We start from the raw sequence: 13,084 nt of genomic DNA, 5'->3' as shown, positions 1-13,084 counted from the left end.
TTAGCTTAAACCGGCTGATAATAGCTGTTTTTTTTTGATTGGCTCGTGGATTGAAAACGAATATTTTGGCGATTTCCTGATAGGCCATAGGCCATATTTATGGCTTCTAAAAATCTTTCTTGTATGGGGCGTTCTTCGTCCACCAGCACAGCAAGCGCTTCGCGCAGTGTATCCATGTCATTCGTAGCGCTCAGGTGGTCCGGGTTACAGTTTTGTTGGACACTGATTTGGGACAATGGCATCACCGCCTCAAACTCAAGGAAATGTCCTTATGTCGCAACGGTCTGATCAGGAAACCGATAGCTGTCCGGGGGCCGCGGCCCCCGGCCCCCGGACAGCAGCAAAAAAACCAAAAGCCTCAGCGTATCTCCGCCAAAATGAAGGCCAGGGTCGTACAACGGGTGATGTGCAGTGAAAGCCTGGGAGTGCATTCGCTACTTGCGCCCACACCTTGACAAAGCGATAGATGGGGGCGAGTGGGCCCCAATCCCTGCCGTTAATTTTTTTATAGACGGCAAAAAAGCGATTAAAGGAGTTGTTGTATCTCGAAAGAAACAAAGCAGGATATATTGTTGGCCAGTTTGACTTTCCACCACGCTCCTGAGCGCTTGAGCTGTATGTGGCCTATAAACTTGCTAGCGCTTTCTATGGCCACTCTGGCTAGAGGATAGCCACCACACTAGATCTTGCTGTAATCCATGCGGGTCTGGTTCTTAGACAAATACAAGCAAAGAACATCTGGCTTTTCTCCTACCTCGCCGGCGAACTTCATTCACATGAAGTCACCGATGATACTGCTGATTTTATTTTAAAAGTGTCGATTTTGTGTTTTATCAATACACATATTAGCGTGATAATATGTATTTTCATGTACATAGGGTAGTGCTAGACTCGTATAATTCTTTCTCTTCATGGATATCTACTAACTTGATGTTCGAAAAAAATATCTAACTTAATGCTAACAATGTCGTGTACCAATGTGTCACTAAAATAAATACTTGGACAATTTTCCATGGCTAAATTGTAAATATTCATTATACTTTCAATGTCGCTTAATTTATATTTTTGACCATTAGGAAATGATATGTGTACAAAGTTTCTGTAAGAGCTTTTTATATTTTGTTTTATTTTTGGTTTTAATTTATTTAATAATCGGCCAAGAGAATATATGTCAGAAATGCTTACCGTTGTTTTTTTAAAATATTTTCCCCCAAAAATATTAATTAAATCATGTAAATCTATAGAAATCATATGTTCAAAATATATTGTGTAGATTAAAGTTAACATTGTTTCTATTTCATTTTTTTCTTCTGTTATTATAATTGACTCGTTGTATCGTAGATTTTTTGCCATTTTTTGATTTTCGTTAACTATATAAAAGCAAAAAAGCACTTCTTTTTCTTTTTTTTTATTTTTGCCTGGTATTTTAGTGAATTCTTGCTGATCGGTTTTGGGGTTCATGAAGAATGCTACATCATATCTATTTATGTTTTCTATATTTAATTCGCAAAATCGTATGATATCGACTTTTAAACCATTGATGTTTTCGATCTTTGAATCGTTTAATTTTGAGCTTGGAATATCGGTTCCCAATATCACTAGAGAGCTAATGTTATTATTAGAAAAATCCATATTAATTAGCCTGTTTTATGCATCGATAAAAATATGAACGAAAAATTGAAAATTGGATATTGATTTTTGTTCGATATTGATGCTTATAGGTATATAAGTATTTATACATATATCTCTGAAACATTTTTTCCAGAAATTAAATAAGTTTCAATATGAACGGCTGTGGCTAGTTTGTGCAAGTTATCTCTCCACTCTTCTAATGCAGCAGGGTCCCAGTTGTCAGTTATTAGAATTGCAATATTCGTTTTATTTATGCATGTACCTTGCATGTGTTGCACCATCTTTTCTATAGCTTGCCTAAATGAGAGATGGCCACGCATTCCTTTTACATAAGCAGGAGAGGATAAAGATATGAAAATGGACAAGGTATGACATTTCGCCCCCTTAATACCTGGGTAAATATTTATTCCGTTTTTTCCTGAAACTTCTGTAGCTAATTCACCTAACTCTTCAATGCTTATTTTTTGATTATCTGCTATGTGATTGATATGTCCAGCAATATTTTCAGCGATATGAATAAATTCACCCATGTGTTTTCTCCTTAATTTTTTGTTACGGGCTCTGTTTACAATTTTAATTTAGAAACTTCGGAGATCAGTTTAATATTAGCAATATTAAATCTTTTAAAAGTGTCGCCATATTCAAAAGACCAATTAGTAGGCATTGTTGATTTGTAACCTAAGTAATAATCCAGCTTTCTGGATTCTTTTTTTGTAATTGTAACTATTTTCCAGTGTTTTTTAAGTAGATGAGAAATTTGATCATATGTAAGTTTATTCTCTTTTATCAATCTGAAGCATTCATTTATCAATACAGAGCATGGGACAGCATGCTCTGTATGATTTTTTGTGTGGCTTGTCACAGAAGAAGATTGGCCATAGTGCACATAGTTTATTTCAGGATGGAGGAAGTAGCTAAAGATTCTGGTGTGGACTACTTCCCTACGCTCTTCAACTTGGTTTGCAAAATTTTGAACGAGAATCTTGCATGCCCTTAGCAAGATTTCATCCTTAGTAAATTCTGACATGTTCGGAGCCTTTTTGAAATTGTAGTTAGTGAATGCATATGTTCTGATAAAATTTATTTTTTATTTATAAAATCTTAAATTTATAACTACCATAGCTTATTAGTTTTTTGTATAATACCAACAACATCTTGAGATTAACCAGCCGATATCACGAGTATATTAAGCCTTGATGCAGTAAATATAGATTTTTTGGCACCACTCCGCTGAAGTCTCTTCTCATCCAAATCCTAGTGGTTTCGTCTCAGAGAGGCATTTCTTCCTATCTCATACTGCAGGGGCAAACCTATAAAAATTGTTGTAACATTGTTCTGTTGTATTTTGGAAAAATTGTGTGCAGGATCGTATTTCGCCATATTTTTATGCTGTCGGAAAGGATTGGAAAAACGGTCCCAGAAATTTAAAAACGATGAAGGCGTCAAGCAACCAAAAAACCTTTATCCAGTCTGTATTGAAGTTATCAATAATAGCGATATAAACTTTTTAGAGAAATCCGGTTAACTCATAAAATGATAATCAACGATTTAGGATCGCTAAATAGAGTTTAAACAGGTTTGAAGCCTTATTAAGACTGCCCAACAAAAATATACTAAACAGGCATCTACACAGATTATAGATGGCGCGTAATTTTGCTAGCAAAATTGATTGCTGGGGGCAAGGGTGGTGGATGTCGAAATGTACCCCATTTGCCGGGCACCGGTTATGGTGCGTTAAAATCGGTCAGTATGGACTTACCCATTTTTGAAGGGTAAGGAAGAGCGATCCGGAAGGGGGCATTCGCTATTTGCGACACCCCCCTGACAAAGCGAGAGGTGGGGCTGAGCGGGTGTATTCGCTACTTGCGCCCCACACCTTGACATAGCAAGAGGTGTGGTCGAGCCGGCCCTACGTCCTGCCGTTGGCTTGTTTCATAGGCGGCAACGAAGCGATCAAAGGGTTTGTTGTACTTCGAACAACGCAAAGCCAGCATATTTGTTAGCCAGGTTGACTTTCTGCCCCTTAACGCTTTAGCCGTATGTGGCTTATAAATTTGCTGGCGCTTTCTATAGCTCTGCCACCCACAGGAAAGCCGCCCCGCTTGGATTTCCTCGCAGCTAAATTTTGCACGAAAATAAGCATTTTCGTGCAAAAATAATCAAAAAACTAGCCCATAAGGGCCAATTGGCCTTGGCGAACAGGCCATTTTCGGATAAAAATGCACGAAAACATATAGGTAAACAGGCAAATTTTAAATGGAGCGTTCATGAGCATTGCCCCAGCCGTTCCCCAGTCCTCGCCGGCCATCTTTCAGACCGGGAAACTCAAAATCAAATACCTCATGCCCGACGAGCTGCAACGGCTCACGGACACCTGGCGCAAATGGTTCGATGCCTCCCCGACACCGACCAAACGACGAATCCGGGGCCGGCACTGGCTCATATTTTTGACCTTGCGCCATACCGGGGCCAGGCTCGGTGAAGTGCTACAGATCCGCGACGATTTCGACATCAACACCCGGGAATCCGAGATCAGGGTCACAACCCTTAAACGCGGAACCGGCGAGAAACGCCTGGTACCAGTTGTCCCGGAACTCATCAGCGAGATCGCCAGCTATCTCATGGACTACCCCGAGATCCGGGGGAAACTATTCAGCCTGGATGCGTCGAATTTTCGAAAACGGTTTTATGATTTGGCTGATCAGGCAGGGATGTTGGAGGAGGAGTATATGGATGGGCGACGTGAGCTTTTTCCACACCCACACACCTTGCGCCACACTAGGGCCATGGAGTTATTGAGTGCCGGAGTGCCGGTCACGGCGGTACAGGATTTGTTGGGACATTCCAGTCTGCTTACGACTGCGCAATATCTTCGACTGTCCGGGCAGGACGTGAAGAATACATTGCGCAGCAGGGGGCTATAGCTCAAGCATACGATTCCACGTCCACTTCGATGAGCCAATATCTAACGCTTGAATTCAGCGGACGCGGTGCGCGATCCGCTGGAATGAATGGTTAGAAGTCTTTCAATGTGTTTTGAAAGTATTCCATTGTGCCGTATCCAACTTAATGGCGCAATAAGCTTCAAACATATATATTTCTAAATAATTATGTATTTGAATGAATGCAACTTTTAATGATTTAATATAGTTTTTTGCCTTTTCAAATTCATTTTTAAAATCCGGGTCCGTCATTGCCACATTTCGTTGGTTGCCATGCTGTACTATTTGAGATGCAATTCGATAAGCAAGGCTTGCGTCGTAATGATATGTTCCCTTTACATGTTGCAATAACCTCTGAACTATTGACCTTGAAATACCAACGTAGATTGGCTTGCTCTCTTCGAGAAGCACATAGCATCCGGGGAAATCTGAACTTCTATTCAGACGTTTCAAGATTGTTGTTTTCCCCATACCTTTTTGGCCGAACGTAGCCATTTCGTGAGGAGCAGATATGCTCTTTTGTAGCTCTTCGAAATAGGCAGGAAGGATCTCTTCTGCCAACTCCTCAAATGCATATGGACAATTGTCTATTGCCATTATGTCCCTTCTGATTTCTAACGCGGAGCTAAGCCGCCGTTTGGAGCGGTTTGTTAAGGCACTTGAGTTCTCAGCCAGCACTTTTGACCTGTTCCATAACCCAGTGGCTGTCTTTTTCAACCTCTAACTCAGTGACAAAGTCTCGCTCGAGCATTGCCTTCTGCGCAGTGTGCCATACCCTCAGCATGTCTTTTCCCGTCCCATTGAGAACGCCGCGATAGGTATGGTGCTGTCCGCTACTAAGATGCCTACCGATTACATTGGTTACCAGCAATAGAGCGAGTTCGTCAGGTTTTATTCTGTCGATTCTAACTGAATAAATGGTCTTTTCTGCGTCCTTGGCAATAGAGACAACTTCCGGCTCTAAAATGCTCTTACTCGGCCCAGCTGATTCATCGAGAAAAGCATTTACCGCTTCGATCGTGAGCCTTACCTCATATGGAGGAAAAAGCTTCCAAAATAGTTTGCGCATCAACCCTCCTTTACCTTAACGAGCTGCTCAGGGGCGGCGCGCTTTATCGGCGTTCCCTGGAGCAGGGAAGTTAGAGCGATTACGCACCGATTTACGTATGGCTACCGGCAAATCCGAGCTTTCACCACCAGCTCGAGCGATACACATTCAGATTATCCCCTAAAAAGTTCCACGATCTACTCTGCCACATATTCTCCCAATTAGGCCCGTACTTTGATTTGTCGTTAAGCTTGTTGTAGACACGCGCGGTTATGAATGTTTGATATGGCGTCTCGCGGAGAGAACTGAGCTTTGCGGCCAAATTGGGCGCTCGCTCGATCCATATCAGGTCGTTCTCGCCTCGGATGCCTCCGCGGACTGATAGTACGGTGCCAGTATTTATTCCAATGCCATGATCGATCGAGAAGGATGCGTTCTTGACCGAATCGTATTTCCTTTCGAACTTCTGTGTATTCCACGGAAAATGACCGCCCAGTCCACGGCATGGTGACCAGTCAGTCCACGTGATGCTGGCCACCCATTCCACGGGAAGGTGACCACTCAGTCCACATGATGGTGGCCAAGTGCCAATTAAAGAACGAGGCCTCTTAGTCGGAGCGAAGCGACGCGGGCTGCCTTAGGTTAGTTGGAGAGTTCAGTGCACGTCAATGCCTCCTTGTTTTTGCGCATGGAGTCCCCCCGCAGGGGGATCCGGTGTGCGTTGTGGATCAGGCGGTCCAAAATGGCATCTGCCAGGGTAGGATCACCCAGGTAGTCAAACCACTTGTCCACAGGCAGCTGACTGGTGACCAAGGTAGAGTGCAGGCCGTTTCTGTCCTCCAGGACCTCTAGGAGATCTCTGAGGTGGTCACCCTTGATGGGGCTGAGCCCCCAGTCATCCAGGATGAGCAAGTTGGTCTTGGCCAGTTCCTTCATGAGTCTGGGATAGCGGCCGTCTCCCCTAGCGATGGCCAGGTCCTGCAATAGGCGGGGTAGCCGGGTATACAAGGCGCTAAAACCTTCCCGGCATGCCTTGTGGGCAAACGCGCAGGCCAGCCAGGTTTTTCCTATCCCAGTTGGTCCGGTAATGATCAGATTTTGATGCTCCTTGATCCACTGGCAGTCGCTGAGCCTTAGGGCCAGAGACCTATCCAGGCCTCTGGGGTGACGATAATCAATGTCCTCCACAGCCGCGTGATGTCTGAGCTTTGCCTTTTTGAGCCGTGTCTGCAGCGGCTTAGACTGGCGTTCAGTCATCTCCCGGTAAAGCCAAGGGACTCGATATCCCGAGTGTATTGCTGTTCCTGCAGGGCCTTGAGCATTCCGGTAAGCGGGTGCATTCGGTAGCTGCGACCTTTTTTAAAAAGCCAAATTTTTAATACAAACATAGAACTCCCGGCCCTGCGGGCCGGGAGTTCTATGTTTGTATTAAAACGTCGCAATCCCAAAGCATTACAATGATTTGTGGGAAAAAAGCGGATTTTTGAAAATAAGGCTGGGGGATTATGTACTTCTGCGGGAGGGCACCAACAAAGGCGTTGGTCGCATGACGGTCAGAGTGAAACTTGGATCCGGATACAAAAGCCAGGGAACAATCGAGATGTATCAGGTTGCAGAGCTACAGGAATTGTTCGAAGCCAGACAGAAGTTCGTTGAGGAGCAGCATCAGAGGGTTCCCCCGGGGACACGCTTCGCGCGTCCGAACCGACAGATGAGCGCCGCGATTAGGTATAATCTTAGAATCATGTATGTGACGTATTGTCCGTAGACGTAATGTCTTCAAGGACTTCAAATTACGACCCAATGATGAAGCCTTTAGAAGAGTTGGGTCAAGAAATAAAATCTCGCAGAAAGCAACTTGGCCTATCCCAAGAAAAGCTTGCTGATAAGTGCGGATTTGACCGTACCTATATCAGTATGGTGGAGCGTGGCAAGCGAAATCCCTCGCTTCTCAACTTGTTAAAAATAGCTAAAGGGCTAGAGGCTTCGGTTTCAGAACTAACCGAGGTGATCAATGGCGCTAACTCCGAGTGACAACATCCATGCGCTACAGATTCAAGCAGGCGCACTAGGAAGAAAAACTGGGCACGCTTTCGAAGATAAAATCACTGAAGAGCTGAATGGACTTTGTTGCCCTATAAAGGTTCAGGAGCTTAACACGCATGTGTTGGTTGGAGATCCTGCTTTATTGTTACTTCGCTATATTGCTAAAAAAGAAGGGCTGGGCGAAATTCAAACCATTTCTTCACTATCGACAGGTGCATTAGCCACATCAGAGGATGGGAAGAGATTCTTAAGTATAGAAAATAAAAGCATATCTAGATGTAAAAGTGATCTGATAATTACGATTGAGGATCCCAATACTAGAATTACGGTTGGGGTATCAACAAAGCAATGTAATAAAAAAACTCCAACCAATGCACAGCTCTATTTTACAACCGCCGTAGGTTTCTCTCGCCTTCTAATGAATAATGGCATTTCTGTGTCTGATACGGCCATTAACGCGCTAAGACAGTTTTGTGGCGACCCGGGATTTCGGCCACTTGACGATCCCACCAAACTGGAAAATAGGCTATTCGACACCCGGCGTTTTTTTTGGGAAGAAATAGATAAAAACGGGAGGGAAGAATGGGAGGCCATTTTTTCCCAAAACCAAAACGATGTATCGCGATTGCTTTTTCAAAAAGCATATTTGGACGACCCTTTTTCACCCGAATATCTTTTACACAAAACGAAAGCATCTGATGGTTGGCATAATACAGAGGTCGCAATATATAGTATTAATGAGATTATTTCTTTGAGTAAAAGATACCAAGGGTTCTATACGAAAAAATACTCCGTCAAGAAAGGAAGATACAAAGATCCGGTTGGTGTGCAGCACCTTGCGCCTAGATTTGGAATTATCCAAATGCAGCGGGGTGGGCAAAAACAACATCCAACACAGTTACAGTTTAATCTAGAGGCTGGGTACTTCTACAAAATTTAGGAATTCCTTAAAGTGTTCGCCAAGCTCGTATGCTAGAAGTGGAGGCACAGCATTACCAATTCCAGTTCGTATAATTCCCAATCTCCCAACTAGTTTAAAAGAGTCTGGAAATGACTGAATACGTGCAGCCTCTCTAATTGTCAAAGAGCGTGTGGCAATGGGGTGTACATTACGGCAGCCAGATATCATCCCAAAAGTGGTTTGAACCGTAGACGCTGGCTCATCCCATATTTGGCGCTTGTAGGTTGTATTGTAGCCGGAGGGTGGACGAAGTTTTGGGTCTTCATTATCATGGGCGCTTTTTCCTTCCGGCACATCCCATAACCATTCAATTACATGTGAAGGATGTCTGACTGCCGCATGAAATACGTCGCTACCCTTTTCTCCTGACTCTAAAAACTCTAAATCAGAGCAGGCATCACCAAATGTTCTGTATGGGATTTTATTGCTAAGTAAATCTTCAACGTATCCAAATTTTGGATCAGGAATTGAAGATTTTATTGATAAGTCATTTCGTACTGCGACAAATATAATTCTCTCTCTATGCTGAGGGACACCATAATCTTTGGCGTTTATTTCGAAGCTTTGTACATTATAGCCATGATTGTGGAAGTCACTTTCAATATCGCATTTAACCAAATTTCCTTCGGAGTTTTTCATAGAGGATAAGAGGCGAACATTTTCCATTATTGCAATTTTTGGCCTAAATGCGTCTACAAACCGTAAATAATGCTTGAAAAGTGTATTTCTAGGGTCATTAACATCCCGTTTACCAGATAAGCTAAATCCTTGGCACGGTGGGCCGCCAATAATTACGTCAATATCTCCAATCAATGACTTGTAGTTTTTAATTTTGGCGTCTTGGATTTGCGTAATATCGCCACCCATTTCAAAGCTATTTGGAAAATTTAAACGATATATTTTTCGTAGGCCTGGATCTAATTCGAGAAACCCGCGCACATTAAATCCCGCAGCAGAAAAGCCAAGGCTAAATCCACCACATCCTGAAAATAGGCTGATAGCATTTAAAGCTTCTCCTTTCGGATTAGCATGTTTCTTTTCTATAATGGAGAGCGCGTTAATAAACGACTCATTTCCATTCGTCCGGCTGGCCCTTGATGATCTGCCTGACTGTTTTGGCGTGAACTTGTATTCGTGGTTTCTATAGCGCTTTTTACGGCCAGTAATATTTCGGATCTGCTCTTTATCCTGAAGGGTAGAAGCCAACTTTTGAATGAGATCGGGTGCCAGGGTAGACTTCTCAAGCTCGTAAGCAGACAGTAAGTGCTGCGAAATACCCGTTAACTCAGCCAGCCTTGCTTGGGAAAGGCCTAGCTCTAGTCTTGTTTCGCGAAGTTGGTTGCCGGCAATATTCATAGTGATTTATTGTCTACAGCTTGCGGTTTTCTGTCAAGCCTAAAGACACCTGACAAATGGCTGCATTCGCTACTTGCGACGGCCCCCTTGACAAAGCGATAAGTGGGACTGAGCCGACCCTAAGTCCTGCCGCTGGCTTTTTTCATAGGCGGCAAAGAAGCGATCGAAGGATTTGTTGTACCTCGAACAGCGCAAGGCCAGGATATTGTTAGCCAGGTCGACTTTCCACCAGGCTCCTGAGCGTTTGAGCCGTATGTGGCTTATAAATTTGTTAGCGCTTTCTATGGCCCCGCTGCCCAGAGGATAGCCGCCCCGCTTGGCTTTCCCGTAATCCATGCGGTCCTTGTTCTTTGACAAATACGAGCACAGAGCGTCTCGCTTCTCTGCTGCCTCGCCGGTGAGCTTCATTCGCCTCAATCCAGCGAGAACACTGCTCAGTTTATTTTGAAAGAGCCGATTTGTCGTTTCACGCAGCCACTTGTCCCGGGCTGCCTTGTCAGCAAAGCGGGCGTTGGCAAATTCGTGGATATGTTCTTGGCAATGGTAATAATCCAAAATTTGCCGTGCGTCTGGAAAAGCCTCTTCCATCGCCTCCCATATCCACCCGGCTCCGTCGCCTATACAGCAGATCCGAACTTTGTCTTCCGGGAAAAGGTTTTGCTGTTTAATCTGCTGCAAAAAGGATTTGAAGCGGTGTTTGTCGCATATCTGATGCCAACTCAGCACTTGGGCTAAATGCTGCCCATCAAGCAAGTAGACCCGTATACCTTTGGCCTCTTTCCACGCATTGGGCTTGCCTTTTTCTGTTCGAGTTGGGGACATGGCTCCATCTGCGGCAAAAACGAGCACCGGCTTGGCTTTATTGGGGCGGGTAGCCTGTTCGATAATCTCATGGATGGTTGCTGCTTCTGGGCTAATCTCTTCAAGTCGAGCATGGGCGGCTAGTTCATTGGTCAACTCATGTACTGTGGCCTGGGAGAGGGAAAGGCCATGCGTATCGTACAAGATTTCCGCTGTTTCATCGAAAGGCACCGACGAGGCCACTTTGGCGACAATTTTTTGGACGTCGTATTGGTACTTCCCCTTTCGAAGGTTCAACGCAGAGACGTACGGTTCATAAAATTTATCGCAATTTTTGCATTTATAATAAGGTGAATTGTACCGGTCAACAGATTTTGGACACACATAAACACAAAAATCAGGCTGCTAAACCTTGTTGAGGCCTGTGGCTTGCTAATACCTGGTAGGGCGTCTGGTAGCCGTGCCTGCCAATAAGCCATTGCGTGTTGTACTGCTCTTTGAACTCCTGAAGCGCTTGGCTGAGTTCCTCTATATCCTGAAAGGACCGCACCCAAAGCAGATTTTCCTTGAGGGTCCGGAAAAAGCGTTCAATGCAACCATTGCATTGCGGTGAACGTACGAACGCCGGGGATATGGTGAACCCAAGAAATCGCAACTCATCCTGGAAGACCTTGGAGAGGTATTGCGACCCACAATCATGCCGCATCGTAATTCCCTGCGCCATGTGTTGTTCGATAGCGCCAAAGGCCTCACGAACGCCCTGACGCACTGGCTCAACCGCTTCGAAACGAGTCCCTGGCTTTGCTGCATGCAGGCCCATGCAAGCTGCTGAGAAATGGTCTACAGCACCGAAAACAGACACCCACCCATCACGGATGGTGTACGCCTTGGTCATGTCTGTTCCCCACATAACATGACTGCTTTCTTGGGTAATCGTTCCATCGTGCGCCTTGGGTCCAGGATGTATGCTGGTATTTTGGAAAACCAGCAGGTTATTTTCTCGCATCACCCTCAACACACGGCGCGGGGAGGTGCGTATATCCTGCAACCGGAGGCGGGCCCAGATTTTTCGATACCCCTCCCCGTGAAAAGGGGATTGTTCGAGAAGATCCTTAATATGGGCAACTAGCTCAGCATCGGAATAAAAAGCCTTGGGGCCGCGGGGACGTGATGAGCACTGCTTGCTTTGCTGCAACCTATGATAGACAGTAGAGCGGGGTATTCTCCATACCCTGCAGACTCGGCGCATGGTGTAGGCCTTTCCCGTGGAAGCCGAAACGGCCTGGCTCATTTCTTCGACTTCCTCCGGGCCAAAGGGCGCTTTTGCTCCAGGCGCCTGACCTTGTCCTGCAGAAGCTCGTAGTCCATGGTGGTTTCACCCAGCTTCTGCTCCAAGTTTGCGATTTTGCGGTCTTTTTCATCCGAACCGCGATCTTTTTTCATAGCCTCTTCGCCAGCCTGGATAAATTCATCTCGCCACTGCGAGACCTTGGCGACAGAGGTGCCGAATTCTCGGGCCAAAAGCTCCAGGCTTTCACCTCGCATTACCCGTTGTACGACCCTGGTCTTCATTTTGGCGGAGATACGCTGAGGCTTTTGGTTTTTTTGCTGCTGCCCGGGGGCCGCGGCCCCCGGGCAGCTACCGGTTTCCTGATCAGACCGTTGCGACATAAGGACATCTCCTTGGGTTTGAGGCGGTGGTGCCATTGTCCCAAATCAGTGTCCAACAAAACTGTAACCCGGACCAGAATCAAATAATATGGTTCCGTAAGTAGTTTCGATGTGTCTCTTTGATTTTCTATTATGCGAACATTTACTACCACATATAGGGCATTCAAAGCTAGAAAAATATTGCTCTAGCTTGGTCTCAATGATCGCAGACAGCATTTTTGGATCGAGATTGTATAGCTTATGCTCGCGGAGTTTTTCAATATTTTCAAACAGTGACATCCCGGGTACGTCAATTATATCGTATACGTTGTCAAATAATTCTTTCATATCGCTAAAGTACTTCCGATGAGCCCGGTCTTTATAAATATCACTCTGATTTAGAGCAGTCTGCATGGTAATACCTCCGGTAGATTTGCGGAGATATTACAGTATTTACTGAAACTTTTCAATAAATAACAGTTACTTATTTAGCAATTTGGCTTTTTAAAAACGGTCGCAGCTACCGAATGCACCCCAAGTAACTAAGACCGGCCGCTTCCCCACCCCGGGGGTTGGGAAGGCTACCCTGAAACAACCCCAGGGGGTGGTCAGATTTGCGTTATCACGCCTGGTCAATTTTGGGTTGTC

12 protein-coding genes and 5 pseudogenes are annotated in these 13,084 nt (G+C 44.9%); 3 read left to right on the top strand and 14 right to left on the bottom strand.

Annotation, left to right across the window (positions count from 1 at the left end; genetic code table 11):
- Positions 1-5: 5 nt before the first annotated feature.
- The 6 genes and pseudogenes from DRET_RS13775 to DRET_RS13715 form a co-directional block, all read right to left on the bottom strand.
- Positions 6-176 (bottom strand): hypothetical protein, encoded by a 171-nt coding sequence (locus tag DRET_RS13775; protein WP_153304102.1) that lies wholly within the window; start codon positions 174-176, stop codon positions 6-8.
- Between the two features lie 272 nt (positions 177-448).
- Positions 449-808 (bottom strand): annotated as a pseudogene (locus tag DRET_RS14000) (ISKra4 family transposase); the annotation flags it as partial.
- Positions 809-909: 101 nt separating this feature from the next.
- The gene (locus DRET_RS12670) at positions 910-1,632 is read right to left on the bottom strand and encodes a hypothetical protein (RefSeq protein ID WP_012813901.1); all 723 of its coding nucleotides are present in this window, start codon (positions 1,630-1,632) and stop codon (positions 910-912) included.
- A 101-nt stretch (positions 1,633-1,733) separates the two neighbouring features.
- Positions 1,734-2,162, bottom strand: a complete 429-nt coding sequence (locus tag DRET_RS12665) for a hypothetical protein (RefSeq protein WP_012813900.1) — start codon at positions 2,160-2,162, stop codon at positions 1,734-1,736.
- 35 nt (positions 2,163-2,197) lie between these two features.
- Positions 2,198-2,659 carry a hypothetical protein gene (locus tag DRET_RS13565; RefSeq protein ID WP_012813899.1) on the bottom strand — a complete coding sequence of 154 codons (462 nt, stop codon included), beginning with the start codon at positions 2,657-2,659 and terminating at the stop codon, positions 2,198-2,200.
- 832 nt (positions 2,660-3,491) lie between these two features.
- Positions 3,492-3,742: pseudogene (locus tag DRET_RS13715) on the bottom strand (ISKra4 family transposase); the annotation flags it as partial.
- Between the two features lie 157 nt (positions 3,743-3,899).
- Here DRET_RS13715 and DRET_RS12660 point away from each other — a divergent pair.
- On the top strand, positions 3,900-4,556 hold the full coding sequence (locus DRET_RS12660) for a tyrosine-type recombinase/integrase (RefSeq protein ID WP_012813898.1): 657 nt from the start codon (positions 3,900-3,902) through the stop codon (positions 4,554-4,556).
- 102 nt (positions 4,557-4,658) lie between these two features.
- On the opposite strand, the gene DRET_RS12655 is transcribed toward DRET_RS12660, so the two are convergent.
- The 3 genes and pseudogenes from DRET_RS12655 to istB form a co-directional block, all read right to left on the bottom strand.
- Entirely contained in the window at positions 4,659-5,171 is a 513-nt protein-coding gene (locus DRET_RS12655; RefSeq protein ID WP_052293342.1) for a hypothetical protein, read from the bottom strand.
- 70 nt (positions 5,172-5,241) lie between these two features.
- Positions 5,242-5,643: a hypothetical protein gene (locus tag DRET_RS12650; protein WP_012813896.1), complete on the bottom strand. Its 402-nt coding sequence runs from the start codon at positions 5,641-5,643 to the stop codon at positions 5,242-5,244.
- A 621-nt stretch (positions 5,644-6,264) separates the two neighbouring features.
- Positions 6,265-7,010, bottom strand: a pseudogene (gene istB / locus DRET_RS12645) (IS21-like element helper ATPase IstB).
- 385 nt (positions 7,011-7,395) lie between these two features.
- On the opposite strand from istB, the gene DRET_RS12635 reads away from it, so the two are divergent.
- Together DRET_RS12635 and DRET_RS12630 are read left to right on the top strand one after the other, a co-directional pair.
- A complete protein-coding gene (locus DRET_RS12635; RefSeq protein ID WP_244147952.1) occupies positions 7,396-7,656 on the top strand; it encodes a helix-turn-helix domain-containing protein in 261 nt (86 codons plus the stop codon).
- A complete protein-coding gene (locus DRET_RS12630) occupies positions 7,637-8,608 on the top strand; it encodes a hypothetical protein (RefSeq protein WP_012813894.1) in 972 nt (323 codons plus the stop codon). The genes DRET_RS12635 and DRET_RS12630 overlap by 20 nt, the downstream gene beginning before the upstream one ends.
- Here the strand turns inward: DRET_RS12630 and DRET_RS13555 are convergent.
- The 5 genes and pseudogenes from DRET_RS13555 to DRET_RS12605 form a co-directional block, all read right to left on the bottom strand.
- Positions 8,579-9,985 (bottom strand): DNA cytosine methyltransferase, encoded by a 1,407-nt coding sequence (locus DRET_RS13555; RefSeq protein ID WP_012813893.1) that lies wholly within the window; start codon positions 9,983-9,985, stop codon positions 8,579-8,581. The genes DRET_RS12630 and DRET_RS13555 overlap by 30 nt on opposite strands.
- Before the next feature lie 69 nt (positions 9,986-10,054).
- Positions 10,055-11,146 (bottom strand): annotated as a pseudogene (locus DRET_RS13550) (ISKra4-like element ISDere1 family transposase); the annotation flags it as partial.
- Between the two features lie 37 nt (positions 11,147-11,183).
- Positions 11,184-12,035, bottom strand: coding sequence for an integrase core domain-containing protein (locus tag DRET_RS12615; protein WP_279614526.1), 852 nt, complete (start codon positions 12,033-12,035; stop codon positions 11,184-11,186).
- A gap of 38 nt (positions 12,036-12,073) precedes the next feature.
- The gene (locus tag DRET_RS12610; protein WP_012813890.1) at positions 12,074-12,457 is read right to left on the bottom strand and encodes a helix-turn-helix domain-containing protein; all 384 of its coding nucleotides are present in this window, start codon (positions 12,455-12,457) and stop codon (positions 12,074-12,076) included.
- 75 nt (positions 12,458-12,532) lie between these two features.
- Positions 12,533-12,850, bottom strand: a pseudogene (locus tag DRET_RS12605) (ISKra4 family transposase); the annotation flags it as partial.
- Between the last annotated feature and the right edge of the window lie 234 nt (positions 12,851-13,084).

This window comes from Desulfohalobium retbaense DSM 5692, from assembly GCF_000024325.1.
Taxonomy (GTDB): Bacteria; Desulfobacterota; Desulfovibrionia; order Desulfovibrionales; family Desulfohalobiaceae; genus Desulfohalobium; species Desulfohalobium retbaense.
Note: the sequence above shows the minus strand (reverse complement) of the source record. Positions and strands in the feature narration are given on the sequence as shown.